Raw genomic sequence first — 19,057 nt, 5'->3', positions numbered from 1 at the left:
CGCTAGCTGCGCTCGTCCACAATGACCTTGCCGTCATTCGGCAATGAACCGCCCGCGACCAAACTAATCGACCCGCCGAGCTTGGTGACTGCGCGCAGTGTCGCGGCGAGTTCGCCGCGCAGCGCCTCGCTGGGCGAGCCGCATTCGGCCCTGAGCGTCATCACGTCGGCCTCGCCCTCGCGCGTCACCACCAGGCGCAGCCGCCCCAGTCCAGGATGGCGCTTGCCGATTTCCGCGATCTGCTCGGGACGCACGAACATACCCTTGATCTTGGTGGTCTGGTCGGCGCGGCCCATCCAGCCCTTGATGCGCATGTTGCTTCGTCCGCACGGACTCGGGCCGGGCAGCGCCGCCGTGAGGTCGCCGATGGCCAGACGAATCCAGGGGTGATGCGGATCGAGCGAGGTCACCACGATTTCGCCGACCTCGCCCCCGGCGACGGGGTCGCCGGTGCCCGGCCGCACGATTTCCATGATCAGGTCCTCGTTGACCACCATGCCGTCATGGGATGAGGTCTCGAAGGCGATCAGGCCGAGATCGGCGGTGCCGAACGCCTGGTAGGCGTCGATACCGCGGGATTTGATCTCGTCCTGCAGCGACTTCGGAAACGCCGCGCCCGACACCAGCGCGCGCTTGATCGAGGAGATGTCGCGCCCGGCGCTGTCGGCCGCGTCGAGCAGGATCTTGAGGAAATCCGGGGTGCCGCTGTAGCCGACCGGGCGATAGGCCTCGATCAGCTCGAATTGCGCTTCGGTATTGCCGGGACCGGCTGGGATTACCGCGCAGCCGAGCGCGCGCGCGGAGGCGTCGAAGATGAAGCCGCCCGGCGTGAGGTGATAGCTGAAAGTGTTCAGCACCACGTCTCCCGGCCTGAAGCCGGCGGCAAACAGCGCCCGCGCGCCGCGCCATGGGTCGGCCCGGGTGGTCTCGGGCTCGAAGATCGGGCCGGGTGATGTAAACAGCCTCCCGAACGAGCCTGGAGGGCCCGGGACGAGGCCGCCGAAGGGCGGGGCGGCCTTGTGCAGGGCAGGGAGGTCGGACTTGCGCAGCAGCGGCAGCGCTGCCAGCGCGGCCCGGTCAGTGACGGAAGCGGGATCGATTCCCCGGAGGCGCTCGGCATAGGTGGGCGCCGCCATCGCCTGGCGCAGCACGTCCGGCAGCCGCGAAAACAGCTCCGCCTCGCGTGCGGCGGGCTCGCGGGTTTCGAGGGCGTCGTAGTGGTTGGTCATATGTCACCTTCGTCATTCCGGGATGGTCCGCAGGACCAGACCCGGAATCTCGTGGTTCCCCGATGCGCATTGCACATCTGAGGTCCGCGCTTTGCGCGCCCCGGAACGACGGGGAAAGAAATCGGCTTCACAGCCACCGCTTCCGCCGCTTGAAGCTTTTCAGGTTCTTAAAACTCTTGCGCTGGTCGCCGGCGCCGCCGAGGTAGAATTCCTTGACGTCCTCATTGTCGCGCAATTCGGAGGCCGAGCCGTCGAGCACCACCTTGCCCTGTTCCATGATGTAGCCGTGGCTTGCCACCGACAGCGCGGCGCGCGCGTTCTGCTCCACCAACAGGATGGTGACGCCGAGATCGCGATTGATCTTGCCGATGATGCCGAACACTTCCTTGACCAGCAGCGGCGACAGTCCCATCGATGGCTCGTCCATCAGGATCATCTTCGGGCGCGCCATCAGCGCGCGGCCGATCGCCAGCATCTGCTGCTCGCCGCCGGAGAGATAACCGGCGAGGCCGGTGCGCTCCTTCAGGCGTGGAAAATAGTCGAACACCCTGTCGATGTCGGCGCCGATCTCGTTGTCGGTTCGGGTGAAGGCGCCGAGCCGCAAATTCTCCAGCGACGTCATGTCGGCGATGATGCGGCGGCCCTCCATCACCTGGAAGATGCCGCGGCGCACGATCTTGTCGGGATCGATGCCGTTGATGCGCTCGCCGTCGAACAGGATTTCGCCGCGGGTGACTTCGCCGTCTTCGGTCTTGAGCAGCCCCGAGATCGCCTTCAGCGTCGTCGACTTGCCGGCGCCGTTGGCGCCGAGTAGCGCCACGATCGCGCCCTGAGGCACCTCGAGGCTCAAGCCCCGCAGCACCAGGATGACGTTGTCGTAGACCACCTCGATGTTGCGCACGCTGAGCAGCGGGGCGACGGCTTGCGCCGCCGCTGCTGACGGGCGATCGATTTCAGTCGCTTCGGTCATGGTCGATCCTGACGTCGTCGTAAAACCACGCTTCGTAGCACCCACTGCCGTCATCCCCCGCTTTCGCGGGGGACCGACGGCCTGAGTGCGTTGGGCCGCCTCTCGGCGACCGCTAGCTTACCAGCCGAGCCATTCGGGCTTCCGCGGCAGGTCGATAGTCTTGACCTTCTCGAGCTTGATCACGCCGTTCTTGGTGAGCTCGTTGAGCGGCGCGTCGGTCGCACCGGCGATCTTCATGCGATACAGATCGACTTTGAGCGTGCCGCGGTGATCCTTGTCGGTAAAGGTCGACGGGTTGCAGACGCCTTCCATGCCGGCCGGCACCCAATCCTTCTTCTGGTAGAAGCCCTTCTTGACGTTCTCGCCGGTCGCGCCGCCGTTCTTGGCGGCCCATTCGACGGCTTCCTTCGTGTAGAGCGCGCTACAGACGCCTGCGATGTAGTGCACCGGCCGATAGGCCGTTCCGGCCGCATCCGACATCTTGGAGATTTCCATCAGGGTTTTCATACCCGGTGCGTTGCCACCCCAGGCCACCGCCGTGCGCAGCGGAAATACCACGCCATTGGCGGCGGCGCCGGCGGCCTTGGCGGCGTTCTCGTCCATGCCCCAGACGTTGCCGAGGAACTGCACGTCGACGCCCGCAGCCTTGCAGGCGTTCAGGACCGAGATGTTCGAGCCCGCGGTGTTGCCGAGATAGGCGTAGTTGGCGCCGGAGCTCTTCAGGGTCAGGCACTGCGCGCTGTAGTCGCCGGGCGTCAACGCGAACACGATCGGCGGCAACAGTTCGAAGCCGAGTTCGGCTGCGATGGCCTCACCCGCCGCCTTCGGCGCGTTCGGATACGGATGGTTGGCACCCATATGAACGAATTTCGGCTTGCCGGGCTTGCCCTTGGCCTTCCAGTCTTCGGCGGCCCAGGTCAGCATGCCGCGAACCGCGTCCGAATAACTCGGACCGTAGAAGAAGTTGTAGGGAGCGGGCTTGGCCTTGCCGCCCGCGCCGGTCGGGTCGGAGAGTGCGGCGGCGTAAGACGCCGAGATGTCGGGAATCTTGTCTTCGGCGAGAAAGCCGGTGAGAGCTTCGGTGTCCGCGGTGCCCCATCCGAGAATCGCGGCGACCTTGTCGCCGCCTGACCATTTCTTGTACTGGGCGATCGCGCGCGGCACCTGATAGCCGTAGTCGACGGTGTCGAGATTGACCTTGGCGCCGTTGACGCCGCCGCTCTTGTTGATCCAGGCGTAAGTGTCGACGATTCCTTGTCCGTAGGGCGTTCCGACGTCGGACGTCGGGCCGGAATAATCGACCAGATTGCCAAGCGGTATCGGCGTCTGGGCCATGGCGGGCGTGACGGCGGACATGCCGCCAAGCATCGCCGCCAAGGCGGCGCTGTTGAGAAGAGCTTTCATGTTCATAAGCATAATCCTCCGGTTTTCTTCTCGAGGTCTTCTTGTTGCCTGCCCGTTCCGACCTCAATGCGAGAACGGGTAGAGTTTCCAGTAAGCCTTGATCTGGCGCCAACGATGCGCGAGTCCATCCGGCTCGAAGACCAGAAAGACGATGATGATGATCCCGATGGCCATCTCGCGCAGGAATGCGATGTTGTTCTTGAGTCCGAGGAACTGGTCGATCGGGCTGTCGCGCAGCGCGACGCTGAGCCACTCCATCGATTCCGGCAGCAGCACCATGAAGGCGGTGCCCATCAGGGTGCCCATGATCGAGCCGAGCCCGCCGATGATGATCATGGCCAGGAATATGATCGAGCGGTCGATGCCGAAACCTTCGTTGGAAACCACTTGATTGTAGTGCGCATAGAGTGCGCCGCCGACGCCGGCAAAGAACGCGGCGAGGCCGAACGACAGCGTGCGATACTTCGTCAGGTTGATGCCCATGATCTCGGCGGATAGATAGTGGTCGCGCACCGCGACCAGCGCGCGGCCGTCGCGCGAGCGGATCAGGTTGGTCACCAGCAGATAGCAGACGACGACGTAGGCCAGCACGACGTAGAAGTATTTCTTATCGCCGCGCAACGAATAGCCGAAGATCGAGAACGGCTCGGCGCTGGCGGGAACGCTGCCGCCGGTGAACCATTCCGCGCGCGCGAAGAAATCGAGCAGGATGTATTGCGCGGCCAGCGTCGCGATCGCGAGATAGAGCCCCTTCAGGCGCGCGGCGGGCAGGCCGAAGACCAGTCCGACCGCCGCGGTGACGATGCCCGCGAGCGGAATGCAGAAGAACACCGGGATCGCGAGCCGGTTCGACAGATAGGCCGACGTGAAAGCTCCGAAGCCGAAGAAAGCGGCGTGGCCGATCGAGATCTGGCCGGTGAAGCCGACGACGATGTTGAGGCCGAGCGCGGCGATGCCGAAGATGCCGATCTGGATCAGGAGGCTGAGGCTGTATTCGTTCAGGAGGTGCGGCGCAAAGCAGATCAGGACGATGCCGGCGATCATCGCATTGCGGCTGGTCCTGGTCGGAAACACGGTGGTGTCCGCCGCATAGGTGGTGCGGAAATCGCCGGCGGGGATGAGGGTCTGGCCTGCCATGATGGATTACACCCGCTCGATGTCTTTGGTGCCGAACAGGCCGTAAGGCTTGATCATCAGAATAATGATCAGCGCATAGAATGGAGCGATCTCGTAGAGATTGCCCCAGTGCAGGTATTCGCTGTCGAGGAAATGCGCGAAGTTTTCCAAGAGTCCGATGATAATGCCGCCGAGCACCGCGCCGCCGACGCTGTCGAGGCCGCCGAGGATTGCCGCCGGAAATACCTTGATGCCGTAGGCTGACAGACCCGCGGACACGCCGTTGACGACGGCGACCACGACGCCGGCCACCGCGGACACCGTCGCCGATATCGCCCATGCCATGGCGAACACGCTCTTGACCGAAATGCCGAGCGACTGCGCCACCTGCTGGTTGAATGCGGTGGCGCGCATGGCGAGGCCGTATTTGGACAAGCGGAAGAACCACGCCATCCCGATCATCATCGCCACCGAGACTGCCAGGCTCATCAGATAGACGGTCTGCACCTGCAGTCCGAGGATGTTGACGTTCTGGGTCTCGAATATCTTCGGGAACGGCTGCAGATTGACGCCGAACATCCATTTCATCAGCGCCGAGAACACCGTGGACAGCGCGATCGTCACCATGATCACCGAGATGATCGGCTCCCCGATCATGGGACGCAGGATCACTACCTGGATCGCGATGCCGAACACGAACATGAAGACCAGCGTGATCGGCATGCCAAGCCAGAACGGCACCTGGTATTTGGTCAGCAGCGCCCAGCATACCCAGGCGCCCACCAGCAGCAGTTCGCCCTGCGCGAAGTTCACGACTTGCGTGGCCTTGTAGATCAGTACGAACGACATCGCGACCACGCCATACAGCGTGCCGACCACGAGGCCGTTGACCAGAAGCTGGATCAGAAGCTGGCTGTTCATTCCGCGGCCTCCGCGACGGGGGTGTCGTGGGTTAGGTCGACGACCTTGAGCGTGGTGCGAATGCGCTGGGTGGTGCCGTCCTGGAAGCGGATCACGGTATCGACCGGGATGTCGCGCTTGCCGCCATAGATCGCGTCGATGATGTCGGCGTATTTCTCGTTGATGACGCTGCGGCGGACTTTTCGCGTGCGCGTGAGTTCGCCGTCGTCGGCGTCGAGTTCCTTGTACAGCAGCAGGAAGCGCGAAATCCGCTGCGCCGGCGGCAGCGTGGCGTTGACGGTCTCGACCTCCCTGCGCAACAGCTCGTACACCTCGGGGCGCGAGGCGAGGTCGGTGTAGGTGGTGAACGAGATCCGGCTCTTCTCCGCCCATTTCGAGATGATCGAGAAGCGGATGCAGATCATGGCCGCCAGCGCGTCGCGGCCGGCGCCCAGCACCACCGCCTCGGCGATATAGGGCGAGAATTTCAGCTTGTTCTCGATGTATTGCGGCGAGAACCGTTCGCCGCGCGCGGTTTCCGCCAGATCCTTGATGCGGTCGATCACCACGAGTTGCTTGTCGGCGTTGAAGTAGCCGGCATCGCCCGAGTGCATCCAGCCGTCCTTGATGTCTTCGGCGGAGGCTTCCGGGTTCTTGTAGTAGCCGAGGAACATGTTGGGGTGACGCACCACGATTTCGCCGACGCCGTGGATATCCGGATTGTCGATGCGGATTTCGATGTTGTCGGCCATCGCCACGCCCGTGGTGTCGGGATCGACCTTGTCGATCGGATGCAGGGTGTAGGCGCCGAGCATTTCGGTCTGGCCGTACAGCGTGCGCAGCGGCACGCCCATGGCCTGAAAGAACTTGAAGGTGTCGGGACCGAGCGCAGCACCGCCGGTCGCCGCCGAACGCAGCCGGGTAAAGCCGAGGCGGTCGCGCAGGGCGCGGAACAGGATCATATCGGCGACCGCCGAATGCTTGCCCTGCGCCAGCGCCGCCAGTCCCGTCTTCATGCCGAGCTCATAGAGGCGCTGCTTGAGCGGGGAGGAGTCCATGACGCCGGCGCGCACGTCGGCCGCGATGGATTCCCAGAGCCGCGGCGCGAACAGCACGAAGGTCGGCGCGATTTCGCGGAAATCATGCATCATGGTTTCGGGCTGCTCGACGAAGTTGATCTTCATCCGGCACAGCAGGCCTTTGCCGAGCACGTAGACCTGTTCCATGATCCAGGGCAGCGGCAGCACCGAGACATATTCGTCGTCCGGCCCCTTGGGGTCGAACGAAAGATAGGTCGCGCAATGCCGCAGCACCCGCCCCGAGGCGAGCATCGCCAGTTTCGGATGCGCCGTCGTGCCCGAGGTGGTGCAGAGGATCGAAACGTCTTCGCTGCGGGTCGCATCGACCAGGCTGTCGTAGAGACCGGGCTCGCGTGCGGCGCGGGCGCGCCCCATCCCGGCGAGCTTGTCGGCTTCCATCAGCCGGGGGTCGTCATATTTCCGCATGCCGCGCGGATCGGAATAGACGATGTGCCTGAGCTGAGGGGCGCGGTCGGCCAGCGCCAGCAGCTTGTCGACCTGCTCTTCGTCCTCGGCGAACACCAGTTTGGCTTCGCCGTAGCTCAGCAGATAGGCGGCTTCTTCGTCCAGCACGTCGCGATAGAGGCCGAGGCTCATGGCGCCGATCGCGTGGGTGGCGATTTCGGCCGACACCCAGTCCGGCCGGTTGTCGCCGATGATGCCGATGACGTCGCCGCGGCCGAGGCCGAGTTCGAGCATGCCGAGCGCGAAATCGTGCACCCGGGTCTGGTAGTCGTTCCAGGTGAACACCTTCCAGAGCCCGAAATCCTTCTCGCGCAGCGCGATCTCGCCACCATGCTCTCTTGCGTTGAGGCGCAGCAGTTTCGGATAGGTATCGGCTTGGGCGGCGCGGCCGGCGTAATCCATCATGCCGCGCACTCCGGGGCGGCGGGCTTGTCGTCGGGGTCGACCAGGACCTCGTCCTCTTCGCCGAGATAGGCGCGCTTGACGTGGGGATCGGCGAGCACCGCGGCGGGATCGCCTTCCGCGATCTTGCGGCCGAAATCCAGCACCATGACGCGGTGGGAGATATCCATCACCACGCCCATGTCGTGTTCGATCATCATGACCGTCATGCCGAACTCTTCGTTGAGATCGACGATGTAGCGCGCCATGTCCTCCTTTTCCTCGAAGTTCATGCCGGCCATCGGCTCATCGAGCAGGATCAGCTGCGGCTCCAGCGCCATCGCGCGCGCGAGTTCCACCCGCTTGCGCAGGCCGTAGGGCAGGGTGCCGGCGGTGGCCTTGCGCACCGACTGCAGGTCGAGGAAATCGATGATCTCCTCGACCTTGCGGCGATGCTCGAGCTCTTCGCGCCGCGCGCCGGTCAGCCAGTACAGCGATCCCGTGATGAAGTTGTTCTTCAACAGGTGGTGCCGTCCGACCATGATGTTGTCGAGCACGCTCATATGATGAAACAGCGCCAGATTCTGGAAGGTGCGGCCGATGCCGAGCCGGGGCCGCGCGTTGGTATTGAGGGTGGTGATATCCTGGCCGCGATAGAACAGCTGGCCTTCGGTCGGCTTGTAGCGGCCCGAGATGCAGTTGACGATCGAGGTCTTGCCGGCGCCGTTGGGGCCGATGATCGAGAATAGTTCGCCGGCCTTGACGCCAAAGCTGACCTCGGTCAGCGCCCGGACGCCACCGAAGCGCAGTGACACCCCGCGCACTTCCAAAGCGTGTTCCACGCATTCCTCCGAGACACGGCGCTTGATGCGCTCTTTCTCTATCGTTTGCGACGACGGTCGCGATCCTATATCGGCCGCCATGGGTAGGCCACCCGACTAAGGGACGCCCCCTGCTCCAAGGATGCCCGCATCCGGCGGATTCGAGCATTTCCGCTGCGCCGGGCGCACCGGACGTAACGCCGCACCCAATCTCCGATTGGTCCATGCCGCGCTACGCGAGGTGGCCCTCAATAGGGTAAAGCGCTAGTTTGAAATGTCTTCTGCCTGACAATTCGTCGGCAAATTTCGCCAGCGGCCACGATTGGCGTTTTGTTGCGAGGCGTTGGCGCTGGGGGAGCAAGTTTTCTATTGCAACGCAACATAAGTATTGCGGACGCCTGGGGTGACGGTTCGACGATCATGATTGCAGCGGATTACCTCAAGCGCATCGCGGCCTGGTCGCGCGAACTGAACGAGCGGGAGTTGGAGATCGCGCGGGCCGGCATCATCGAGAAGTCATACCGCGCCGACGAATTCATCTTCATGCGGGGCGACCGGTTCGAGTACTGGACCGGCGTGGTCACCGGCCTTGCCAGGATGGGCATCGTGTCCCGCGGCGGCAAGGCCACCAGTTTCGCCGGCCTGACCTCCGGTGCATGGTTTGGTGAGGGCTCGGTGCTCAAGAAGGAGCCCCGACGCTACGATGTGGTGGCCCTGCGCGACACCCGGCTGGCGATGATGGACCGCGGCACGTTCTACTGGCTGTTCGAGAATAGCGTGGGGTTCAATCGTTTCCTGGTCGGGCAGCTCAACGAACGTCTCGGGCAATTTATTGGCTTGCTCGAATATGGCCGGACGCTGGATGCAACGGCGCGCCTCGCGCGTAGCATCGCCTCGCTGTTCAATCCCATTCTCTACCCGGACCTCACCATGCATCTGGAGATCACCCAGGAAGAAATCGGGGCGCTGTCCGGTATTTCCCGGCAGAATGCCAACCAGTGCCTGAAGCGGCTGGAGAAGGAAGGCCTGCTGAGGCTCGAATATGGCGGTGTGACCATCGTCGACCTCGAGCGGCTGCGCCGTTACGGCGAGTAGCCGGCCATTTCGGCAATAAATCTGCAATCCGCTGGCCCGGTGCCGGTATGCCGCCGGATGGCTAAGAGACTGATTCCAAACGGCTTTGACGTTAGACTCCGTGGCGGCCGGATGCTATGGCCTGCGCCGCTGGCGCAACGCCCCTTGCGCGCCGGATTTGGCTGGGCGAATGGGGGCAAGGATGGGGTTCCGCCGGTCAGGGCGGCCTCGCGTTAGGAGAAGACATGGCGGCTCAGGATTCGGCGGCTCAGGATTCGAAACGGCGCGTGGCGCTGATTACCGGCGTTACCGGCCAGGACGGCGCCTATCTCGCCGAATATTTGCTCGGCCTCGGCTATACCGTGCACGGCATCAAGCGGCGATCGTCCTCGTTCAACACCGCGCGCATCGACCACCTCTATGAAGACCCCCACCACGGCAACGTGCCGTTCCTGCTGCACTACGGCGACATGACGGATTCCACCAATTTGATCCGGCTGATGCAGCAGATCCGGCCGACCGAGATCTACAATCTCGCGGCGCAGAGCCATGTCGGCGTCAGCTTCGAGAGTCCGGAATATACCGCCAATGCCGACGCGATCGGCGTGCTTCGCCTGCTCGAAGCCATCCGGATTCTCGGCATGGAAAAGGAGACGCGGTTCTATCAGGCGTCCACCTCGGAGCTGTACGGCCTGGTCCAGGAGGTTCCGCAGAAGGAAACCACGCCATTCTATCCGCGTTCGCCCTACGGCGTCGCCAAGCTGTACGGCTACTGGATCACGGTGAACTACCGCGAGGCCTACGGCATGTTCGCCTCGAACGGCATCCTGTTCAATCATGAAAGCCCGATCCGCGGCGAGACCTTCGTGACGCGCAAGATCACGCGCGGCGTCGCCCGGATCGAGACCGGCCTGGAAGAAACGGTCTATCTTGGGAATCTCGAGGCCAAGCGCGACTGGGGCCATGCCAGGGATTATATTGAGGGCATGTACCGGATCTTGCAGGCGGAGGCGCCTGACGACTTCGTGCTGGCGACCGGCGAGACCCACTCGGTGCGTGAATTCATCGAACTGGCTTTCGCCGAAATCGGCCGTACCATCGAATGGCGCGGCAAGGGCGTCGATGAAACAGGCGTCGACCGCAAGTCCGGCAAGACCGTCGTGCGTATCGATCCGACGTACTTTCGTCCCACCGAAGTCGATCTCCTGATCGGTGACGCCAGCAAGGCGCGCGAGAAACTGGGCTGGAAGCCGAAGACGATGTTCGCAGAGCTCGTCAAGGAAATGGTGGCGGGCGACCTTGCGATTGCCCGGCGGGAGGTTGCCAATGGCAAGAACCCCGTTTGAGCTGAAGGGCAAGACCGTCTTCGTTGCCGGGCATCGCGGAATGGTCGGCGGCGCGCTGGTGCGCCGGCTCGAACAGGAAGACGTCCGGCTGCTGACGATCGGGCGCAGCGAGGTCGATCTGCGCGATCAGGCCGCGGTGTTCGGCTGGTTCGCCAAGCAGCGCCCGCAGGCCGTGTTCCTGGCGGCGGCGAAGGTCGGCGGCATCGTCGCCAACAACACGCTGCGCGCCGAATTCATCTACGACAATCTGATTATCGCCGCCAATGTGATCCACGCCGCGCATATCAATGGCGCCGAGAAGCTGATGTTTCTCGGCTCGTCCTGCATCTATCCCAAGCTGGCGCAACAGCCGCTGCGCGAAGATTCCATGCTGACCGGGCCGCTCGAGCCGACCAACGAGCCCTATGCCATCGCCAAGATCGCCGGCATCAAGATGGTCGAAGCCTATCGCAGCCAGTATGGTTCCGACTTCATCAATGTGATGCCGACCAATCTGTACGGGCGTGGCGACAATTATCACCCGGAATACAGCCACGTCGTCGCCGCCTTGATCCGCCGGTTTCACGAAGCGAAGGTTGCCGGCGTCGGCAATGTGGTGGTCTGGGGCACCGGCACGCCACGGCGGGAATTCCTCTATGTCGACGATATGGCGGACGCCTGTGTCCACCTGATGAAGAGCTATTCCGGCGACGATCTGGTCAATATCGGCACCGGCGAGGACATCACCATCGCCGAATTCGCGCGCGTGGTGGCCGCCACGGTCGGATATGCCGGCGAAATCGGCTTCGATGCCTCGAAACCCGACGGCACGCCGCGCAAGCTGCTCGACGTCGGCCGTCTCACCAAACTGGGCTGGCGCGCCCGCACCACGCTCGAAGACGGCATCCGGCTCGCCTATCAGGCGTATTTGAGCGAACAGAAATGATCGACCCTCCGGGCAAGTGTCGTTTATCCAGCTTGTAAGATGCGCCCGGCCGCATGTACGCTCGTGCCACAAGGCATAATGAGCGCGGCCGCATCGTTCCAAAGGGACTGCTGAGCCGCCGGCCAAGGTTTTGTTCGGGGGAGGCGTCATGAGACTACCGCGTCGTCAATTCTTGCATCTGGCCGCCGGGGCTGCCCTGCTGCCGGCCGTTTCCGGAAACGCATGGGCGCAAAGCTATCCATCGCGCCCGATTCGCCTGCTCGTCGGTTATCCTCCCGGCGGTTCGGCTGACATGACCGCGCGTCTGATGGGACAGTGGCTCTCGGAGCGGCTCGGTCAGTCATTCGTCATCGAGAACCGGGCGGGCGCCGGCACCAATATCGCCACCGAGGCGGTCGTGCGCGCAGCGCCTGACGGGTACACCCTCCTGCTCGTGGCGCCGGCAAACGCCATCAACGCCACGCTCTACGAAAAACTCAATTTCGACTTCCTGCGCGATGTCGAACCGATCGCAGGCATCATTCGTTTTCCGAACGCGGTGGTGGTGAACCCGTCGGTTCCCGTCAAATCGATCCCCGAACTGATTGCCTATGCCAAGGCCAATCCCGGCAAGCTCAACATGGCGTCGTCCGGCAACGGCTCGACCATTCATATGTCGGGTGAACTGTTCAAGATGCTCACCGGCATCAACATGGTCCACGTGCCCTATCGCGGCGGAGCGTTGGCGCTCACCGACCTGATCGCAGGGCAGGTGCAGGTCATGTTCGACAACGTTCCGACCTGCGCCGAGCACATCAAGTCAGGCAAGCTGCGCGGCCTCGCGGTCACCAGCACGACACGGTCGGACGTTTTGCCGGACCTGCCCACGGTGGCCGATTTCCTGCCCGGTTACGAAGCCAGCGCCTGGTACGGCCTCGCCGCGCCGAAGGGCACGTCTCCCGAAATCGTCGCGACGCTCAACAAGGCCGTCAACGCGATCCTCGCCGATCCCGCGGCGAAGGCCAGGTTCACCGAAATCGGCGCCATCCTGCTGCCGGGCTCGGCTGCCGATTTCGGAAAGCTGGTGGCGGACGAAACCGAAAAATGGGGCAAGGTGGTGAAGTTCGCGGGGGCCAGGGTGGAGTAGCCGGCAGGCCTTCAGTGGGCTTTGGCCGCGTTGCGCGGCGAAGTCTTGCCTAGTGTCGCCGCCATCGCCGAGATCAGCAGCTTCATGAAGAAGGCGTCGTTGGCGGGATAGATGTCCGTGCGCAGACCTTGGGATTTCAACTCGTCGGACACCACCGGCCCGACCGAGGCGATCGGCGTGCGCGCCAGCGCCTCGCGCAACCGGTCCTCAAATTACGGTGACAGCACTGTCACCGTAATTGCTGTCACCGCAATTGCCTCCACCACAACTGCCTCGAGTACACAAAGCAAGCCAAGTCAGATTGGTATTTTGCGAATATCAACAAATTTTGGATATCGTTTCAAGGGAGAAAAATCGACTTTCCAGATATCTAGTTCAAATAGCGTTCCAGAATCATCGACGTTGATCGTTGCGCTTACCAATACCCCGTCTTCATCGTCAAACTCTGCTTCTGCAATCTTCTTTCCGAATTTTCGAATGCGCCGTTCTGTGTTAGAGAACCGCAGGCTACCCATGCCTCCATCCTTCATGTCTTCAACGAGACGCTCGGACAATGAGCCAACAAGCTGATTCCCTTTGGGGCTCTCGCTTATCATAGCGGTGATCAGTTCTATTTCTTCGCTACGGAGCGGTCTATTCGCGCTCATGTTAGGGACCTGTTATTCTTCCAACATTGATCGTTCCGTCAGGCAGCCCGTAGGATGGGTTGAGCCCTTGCGAAACCCATCGCATGTCGCGATTGCCTCGATGGGTTTCGCTTCCACCTTCGCCGGGTTGAGCTTCAGCGGACGCGGACGCTCAACCCATCCTACGGACTTCAATTATCGAACGGATTTTTAACCTGCAGTCGCGCCAAATATCCCGTTGTCGGGCCGTGAGCATTTAGAAATTGCGTGATGATGCAATAGTGCCGCTGATTTGCCCGACGTGTCAAAATGTTTTCGCGGGATTCAAGGCCTCCAGCGCCCACGTCTTACTTTGCATGGGGTTGTTTTCGCGATTTTTGTAGAGGCCCAGTGGTAGGCGCTGCGCCGCGTCCGGGGCACCAGATCGTGGGTGCTTCGCGCTTGCGGCAAATCGATTCAAGCCCAACCCGTTGTGCTCTATTCTAGCGGGCCGGGTTGCGCGGCGAGGTCTTTCCGAGCGCCGTCGCCATCGCCGAGATCAGCGGCTTCATGAAGAAGGCCTCGTTGGCGGGCGAGATGTCGGTACGCAAGCCCAGCGATTTGAGTTCGTCGGAAACCACCGGCCCGACCGAAGCGATCGGTGTCCGCGCCAGCCCCTCGCGCAATCGCTGCTCACATCCGTGCGCCCGCGCGACCTCGACGAGCCGGCGAACCTGGCCCGAACTGGTCAGCGCGATCGCGTCGACCCGGCCCTGCGCCATTTCGTCGATCGCGGTGACGATGTTGGCGTCGGCGGCCTGTGCGTCATAGACGTAAGGCAGCACGGTATCGACCTCGGCGCCCTGCGCCTTGATCGCGCCGATCAGCGCGCCATGGTCCTTGTCCGGATAGAGCTGCAGGCCGAGGCGATGGCCTTTGAGATCGACGCGCGACAGCATCTCGGCGATGCCTTCCGAGGTCGGCTTCTCCGTCGTCACCTGCGGCTCCAATCCGATCTCGCGCAGCGCCCGGCCGGGCTTCGGGCCGCGTGCGAATTTGCGGGTCTTGCCGAGCGCTGCGATGAATTCCCGCTCGACGCCTATCCGCCGGACGACCTTCATCAGCCGACGCAGGCCTTCGCCGGTCATCAGCACCATGTCGTCGCACGGCTTGTCGATGAAACGGCGAATCCAGGCCTCGACAGGCGCGGAATCCGGCGCGTCATGGATGGTGAACATCGGGCATTGCAACACGTCCGCGCCCTGTTCAGCCAGCAGGCGCGAAAACTGCGCCTCTTCGCGGGTTTCCAGGATGAGAATGCGATAGCCGTTCAGCCTGTCAGCCATGTTCCGCTCTAACGCCGGTCGCCTGTTGTTTGTTCATCATGGCGCCTCGGCCGGGATTGGCGCAAGGGCTCTGCCGGTGATAGAGCAGGGCCCGCAAATCGCGTCCCGCCCTCGTCCCGAGAAGTGACCAAGTCCGCCCATGCCCGATCATCAGTTCGTCTTGACCCTGTCCTGCCCGGATCGTCCCGGCATCGTTTCGGCGGTATCGACGTTCCTTGCCCATAACGGGCAGAACATCCTCGACGCCCAGCAGTTCAATGACGTCGAGACCGGTCATTTCTTCATGCGGGTGGTGTTCAACGCCGCCGATCTCGCGGTCAATCTTCAGGCGCTGCAGACCGGTTTCGGCGCGATCGCCGAGCGCTTCGGCATGGACTGGCAGATGCGCGACCGCGCCACCCGCCGCCGGGTCATGCTGCTGGTCTCGAAATCCGACCATTGCCTCGCCGATATCCTGTATCGCTGGCGCACCGGCGAACTCGAGATGATCCCGACCGCGATCGTCTCCAACCATCCGCGCGAAACCTACAGCAATCTCGATTTCGGCGAGATTCCATTTCACTATCTGCCGGTGACCAAGGAGACCAGGCGCGAGCAGGAGGCGGCGATCTGGAAGCTGGTCGGCGACACCGGAACCGACCTCGTGGTGCTGGCGCGCTACATGCAGATCCTGTCGGACGAGATGTCGGCGAAGCTGTCGGGACGTTGTATCAACATCCACCATTCGTTTCTGCCGGGGTTCAAGGGCGCGCGCCCCTACCACCAGGCGCACGAGCGCGGCGTCAAGCTGATCGGCGCCACCGCGCATTACGTCACGAGCGCGCTCGATGAAGGCCCGATCATCGACCAGGACGTCGAGCGCATCAGCCATCGCGATACCCCCGAGGATCTGGTCCGCAAGGGACGCGACATCGAGCGCCGCGTGCTGGCCCGCGCCATGCGTCATCATCTGGAGGATCGCGTGATCCTCAACGGCCGCAAGACCGTGGTGTTCATGGACTGACTGGGCGGCGCTAAAGCGCGCTAATCGAACACCGGATTGAAGGCTCGCGGATTCCAGCCGAAGTCGCGGACCGCAGGTGTGGAGTCGAAAGTCATGTCCTTCATCATGCGGATACCCATCGCGACATTGGCGCCCGGGAACAGCGGCTTCGCCAGCATGAAACCGGCCCGCCACAGCAGAGGAGGCACCCAGATCGTGCGCCGCGGCAGCCGCAGGGCATCGAACAGCCGACCGATCATCTCCCGGTAGGTGAGCGTCTCGGCGCCCGGCAGCGAATAGAACCTGTTGAGCGCCGCAGGACTCGCGGCGGCGGCGATCGCTCCGATCGCCAGATCTTCCGCATGCACCGGCTGCCGCAAACCGGGTGCCCCGCCTACCAGCGGCATGAATCCGAACCTGCGAATAAGTCGCGACAACGGTGTGATGTTGGTGTCGCGGCCCGGAGCGTAGATCAATGTGGGACGCAATATCGTCCAGCCGACATTGCGCTGCTCGCAGGCGGCGGCGATCTTCTTCTCGGCCTCGGCGAGCTTTCGGATGGTGTCCCGCTCGCTGACGACCTCGGTGTCCTGCTTGGTGAGCACGCTGGTCGAACTGAAGGCGACAATTCGTCGCAATCCTGGATTGAACAATCGGGGCAGTGCTCCGGCGAGTAGCACGGCGTCGGCGGTGCAATACAGCGTGGCAAACGGCGGGAATTGCAGTGTGTCCGGCTTCGCCAGATCGCCGCAAAACCAGTCGACGCCCGGCCTGTTTTGTTGCGACCTCGACAAGGCAAACGGACGTTCGCCACGGCGCACGAGATTTTCGACGATGTAACCGCCGACCAGTCCCGTGCCGCCGATGACCAGACTGCCTGGTTTGCGGTCCTCGTTTTTTTCCAAGTCCACCTGGTCCAAGTCCGTCTGGCCCATCCGCGAGGCAACAATCGAATCGCGCTCTCCTGCAAGAGGAGAATTTGCACTTATAGAAGGTCAGCGCATGCGCACAATTGTTAAGCGGATTTTCGCCGGTTGATCAATTGCGATTGAGAACGTCGATGCGGTCCCGATGCTAACGCACGGGTTCCGATGACGACGTGCCAGCTTTGCCTGTGTCGTCCCTTGCGGCGGCGGGTTCCAGCCGCTTCCTTTCGCGCTCTTGCATGAAAGCGTCATATTCCGCGGTTCCGGGGCGAGGCGGCGCATCCCGCGGCAAGCCACCGGCCCATTGCGGAATTGTGTCGCTCATGCCGGCCGCGAGCTTCTCGTTGATGGTTCCGCAGCCGCCAAGGCTGAGCGCCGGGAGCATAGTGGCCAGGACGATGCCGAGACGGTGAAAGCCAGAACGCATATCTGAGGAACTTCGCATCCTTAAGCGGTGAATTAACGCGGGGTTTAGCCCGGTGCGGTTGATCTCGCGCCGGCAGAATCAACCGGCTTGGGAAGTCATTGATCTGTATTTGTTGCTAAATACACTTCCGGCGATTGCGGTTGTTGACGGAACTACGGAACCTTATCATAGGATGAGTCTTTCCGCTGAGTGAACTTTGGCGGGAACTCTGATTTCAGGACGAGGGATGTCATTTCGAATACTGGTCACCGGCTCTTCGGGCTTCATTGGCTCGGCTGTCACCGCTGCACTGGCAAAGGCAGGCCATAGCGTCAGGGCGGCGTCGCGCCGCCGAACCAAGGTTGCAGATCAAGACCGTATCGAATGGATGCGATTGCCCGATCTGGAGAGCGAGGTCGACTGGGTGCCGTTCCTCGACGGCATCGACATCGTCGTGCATCTCGCGGCCATCGCGCATCGCAGCAACGCAGACAGCGGCGACTATGCCAGGGCCAATCGTGTCGCGACGGCAAATCTGGCGCAGGCATGCAGCCGGCAGGGGATCAAACGCTTGATCTTCATGTCGTCGATCGGCGCGCAGACCGGATCCGCCGCCGATCACGTCGTCACCGAGGACGACGAGCCGGGGCCCATCACCGCCTACGATCGGGCAAAGCTCGCAGCAGAGGAGGAAATCCGGCGCTCGGGCGTGCCGTTCACGATTCTGAGGCCGGTCATTATCTATGGCCCGGGAGCCAAGGCCAATATCGCCCTGATCCTGCGCATCGCGGCCCTGCCGGTGCCGCTGCCCTTCGGCGCCTTCAGAAATCAGCGCTCGCTTCTTTCAATAGAAAACCTGGTGCAGGCGATCATGGTGTGCCTCGACGGCCCCGGGACGCTGAACCAGACTTTTATCGTTTGTGATGAAGAGCCGATTACGCTAGCGGAAATGCTGACGACGTTGCGCGAGGCGGCCGGGCGTCCGCCGCGGCTCATTTCGATTCCTCCCCTGGCGGTCAGGGCGATGGTCATTGCCGCCGGACGCCATGCGCTTTGGGACCGGATCGGCCGGGAACTGGTGGCAAGTTCGGCCAATCTTCGGAAGGCCGGCTGGTCGCCCCGGGTCGAGACGAAAGCCGGTCTGCGTGCCATGGTGAGGGCGTCCCTCAACGACGCTCGAATCGGAGTGATTGAAAAGTGATCGATAGATGAAGCGTTTGATCGACGTCTTGGCGAGCGCTCTGTTTCTTCTGTGTGCCTGGCCAATCCTGCTGATGATCATCGTCGTCATTCGATTCCAGAGTCCGGGGCCGGCGATCTTTGCTCAGGTTCGCGTCGGAAAAGGCGGGCGCCTGTTCACCTGCTACAAATTGCGGACGATGTACGCGGGGACGGCGAACCTCCCGACGCATGAAGTGGAGGCAAGGTCGGTTACGCCGCTCGGCGAACATCTCCGCCGCTTCAAGATCGATGAACTTCCACAGCTCTGCAACGTTCTGACCGGCGACATGAGTCTGGTCGGTCCCCGGCCCTGCCTGCCGTCGCAAACCGATCTCGTCGAGGCGCGGCGAAAGCTGGGAGTTCTCGCAGTGCGGCCCGGCATCACCGGGCTGGCGCAGGTCAACGGCGTCGATATGTCGGACGCCAATCGTCTCGCCGAAATCGATGCGCGATATGTTCGGACCCAAAGTCTTGCAGGCGACCTCAGGCTGATCTGGGCCACCCTGCGCGGGCAGGGCATCGGTGTCGACCAGGTCGTGTCGCACAGCTAGCGGCACGCCGCCAACGGCGGGTGCTTGAAGCGGCACGTGGTTGCCGAAGCGCCGCGGCGTACCATAGTACCTCTGTGCGCCCATGTGACCCCGGCCAGCCTTTGCCGTCGCTCCGGGGAGCGGGGGATGGCGCAGCTACCCATCGTTGCGATTGGAAACGCCGCGCCGCTGGCTCGCCATGCCG

General features: G+C 62.8%; 17 protein-coding genes and 1 pseudogene. 7 read left to right on the top strand and 11 right to left on the bottom strand.

The window, feature by feature from the left end; translation table 11 throughout:
* Window positions 1-2 precede the first annotated feature (2 nt).
* The 7 genes from KMZ68_RS18895 to KMZ68_RS18865 all read right to left on the bottom strand — a co-directional run bounded on the left by KMZ68_RS18895 (window position 3) and on the right by KMZ68_RS18865 (window position 8,386).
* Entirely contained in the window at window positions 3-1,229 is a 1,227-nt protein-coding gene (locus KMZ68_RS18895) for a phenylacetate--CoA ligase family protein (protein ID WP_215612691.1), read from the bottom strand.
* A gap of 127 nt (window positions 1,230-1,356) precedes the next feature.
* Window positions 1,357-2,199, bottom strand: coding sequence for an ABC transporter ATP-binding protein (locus tag KMZ68_RS18890; protein WP_215612690.1), 843 nt, complete (start codon window positions 2,197-2,199; stop codon window positions 1,357-1,359).
* A 117-nt stretch (window positions 2,200-2,316) separates the two neighbouring features.
* On the bottom strand, window positions 2,317-3,609 hold the full coding sequence (locus KMZ68_RS18885) for an ABC transporter substrate-binding protein (RefSeq protein ID WP_215612689.1): 1,293 nt from the start codon (window positions 3,607-3,609) through the stop codon (window positions 2,317-2,319).
* 57 nt (window positions 3,610-3,666) lie between these two features.
* On the bottom strand, window positions 3,667-4,740 hold the full coding sequence (locus KMZ68_RS18880; RefSeq protein WP_215612688.1) for a branched-chain amino acid ABC transporter permease: 1,074 nt from the start codon (window positions 4,738-4,740) through the stop codon (window positions 3,667-3,669).
* A 6-nt stretch (window positions 4,741-4,746) separates the two neighbouring features.
* Entirely contained in the window at window positions 4,747-5,640 is an 894-nt protein-coding gene (locus KMZ68_RS18875) for a branched-chain amino acid ABC transporter permease (RefSeq protein WP_215612687.1), read from the bottom strand.
* Window positions 5,637-7,568 carry a long-chain fatty acid--CoA ligase gene (locus tag KMZ68_RS18870; protein ID WP_215612686.1) on the bottom strand — a complete coding sequence of 644 codons (1,932 nt, stop codon included), beginning with the start codon at window positions 7,566-7,568 and terminating at the stop codon, window positions 5,637-5,639. The genes KMZ68_RS18875 and KMZ68_RS18870 overlap by 4 nt, the downstream gene beginning before the upstream one ends.
* Window positions 7,565-8,386: an ABC transporter ATP-binding protein gene (locus KMZ68_RS18865; RefSeq protein ID WP_215605792.1), complete on the bottom strand. Its 822-nt coding sequence runs from the start codon at window positions 8,384-8,386 to the stop codon at window positions 7,565-7,567. Before KMZ68_RS18865 ends, KMZ68_RS18870 begins: the two co-directional genes overlap by 4 nt.
* A gap of 399 nt (window positions 8,387-8,785) precedes the next feature.
* Between KMZ68_RS18865 and KMZ68_RS18860 the strand changes: the two genes are divergently transcribed.
* From KMZ68_RS18860 to KMZ68_RS18845, 4 genes are all read left to right on the top strand, one after another.
* On the top strand, window positions 8,786-9,460 hold the full coding sequence (locus KMZ68_RS18860) for a Crp/Fnr family transcriptional regulator (RefSeq protein ID WP_215612685.1): 675 nt from the start codon (window positions 8,786-8,788) through the stop codon (window positions 9,458-9,460).
* Window positions 9,461-9,684: 224 nt separating this feature from the next.
* The gene (gmd, locus tag KMZ68_RS18855; protein ID WP_215612684.1) at window positions 9,685-10,785 is read left to right on the top strand and encodes a GDP-mannose 4,6-dehydratase; all 1,101 of its coding nucleotides are present in this window, start codon (window positions 9,685-9,687) and stop codon (window positions 10,783-10,785) included.
* Window positions 10,766-11,710 (top strand): GDP-L-fucose synthase, encoded by a 945-nt coding sequence (gene fcl, locus KMZ68_RS18850; protein ID WP_305853265.1) that lies wholly within the window; start codon window positions 10,766-10,768, stop codon window positions 11,708-11,710. The genes gmd and fcl overlap by 20 nt, the downstream gene beginning before the upstream one ends.
* A gap of 148 nt (window positions 11,711-11,858) precedes the next feature.
* Complete coding sequence (locus KMZ68_RS18845) at window positions 11,859-12,836, top strand: Bug family tripartite tricarboxylate transporter substrate binding protein (protein WP_215612683.1); 978 nt, start codon at window positions 11,859-11,861, stop codon at window positions 12,834-12,836.
* Window positions 12,837-12,847: 11 nt separating this feature from the next.
* On the opposite strand, the pseudogene KMZ68_RS18840 reads toward KMZ68_RS18845, so the two are convergent.
* The 3 genes and pseudogenes from KMZ68_RS18840 to KMZ68_RS18830 form a co-directional block, all read right to left on the bottom strand.
* A pseudogene (locus tag KMZ68_RS18840) lies at window positions 12,848-13,045 on the bottom strand (uroporphyrinogen-III synthase); the annotation flags it as partial.
* Between the two features lie 87 nt (window positions 13,046-13,132).
* Window positions 13,133-13,483 (bottom strand): DUF6984 family protein, encoded by a 351-nt coding sequence (locus tag KMZ68_RS18835; protein ID WP_215612682.1) that lies wholly within the window; start codon window positions 13,481-13,483, stop codon window positions 13,133-13,135.
* Window positions 13,484-13,944: 461 nt separating this feature from the next.
* The gene (locus KMZ68_RS18830) at window positions 13,945-14,787 is read right to left on the bottom strand and encodes a uroporphyrinogen-III synthase (protein ID WP_215612681.1); all 843 of its coding nucleotides are present in this window, start codon (window positions 14,785-14,787) and stop codon (window positions 13,945-13,947) included.
* A gap of 139 nt (window positions 14,788-14,926) precedes the next feature.
* Here KMZ68_RS18830 and purU point away from each other — a divergent pair, with 139 nt between their 5' ends.
* Window positions 14,927-15,790: a formyltetrahydrofolate deformylase gene (gene purU, locus KMZ68_RS18825; protein WP_215612680.1), complete on the top strand. Its 864-nt coding sequence runs from the start codon at window positions 14,927-14,929 to the stop codon at window positions 15,788-15,790.
* Between the two features lie 20 nt (window positions 15,791-15,810).
* Here the strand turns inward: purU and KMZ68_RS18820 are convergent, their stop codons facing one another.
* Window positions 15,811-16,680 (bottom strand): SDR family oxidoreductase, encoded by an 870-nt coding sequence (locus KMZ68_RS18820; protein WP_249779404.1) that lies wholly within the window; start codon window positions 16,678-16,680, stop codon window positions 15,811-15,813.
* A 638-nt stretch (window positions 16,681-17,318) separates the two neighbouring features.
* Here KMZ68_RS18820 and KMZ68_RS18815 point away from each other — a divergent pair.
* Both KMZ68_RS18815 and KMZ68_RS18810 read left to right on the top strand, forming a co-directional pair.
* Window positions 17,319-18,302 (top strand): NAD-dependent epimerase/dehydratase family protein, encoded by a 984-nt coding sequence (locus KMZ68_RS18815; RefSeq protein ID WP_215612678.1) that lies wholly within the window; start codon window positions 17,319-17,321, stop codon window positions 18,300-18,302.
* 7 nt (window positions 18,303-18,309) lie between these two features.
* Window positions 18,310-18,873, top strand: a complete 564-nt coding sequence (locus tag KMZ68_RS18810) for a sugar transferase (protein WP_215612677.1) — start codon at window positions 18,310-18,312, stop codon at window positions 18,871-18,873.
* Window positions 18,874-19,057 lie beyond the last annotated feature (184 nt).

The organism is Bradyrhizobium sediminis, from assembly GCF_018736105.1.
Classification (GTDB): domain Bacteria; phylum Pseudomonadota; class Alphaproteobacteria; order Rhizobiales; family Xanthobacteraceae; genus Bradyrhizobium.
This window is presented reverse-complemented; position numbering and strand designations above follow the sequence as displayed.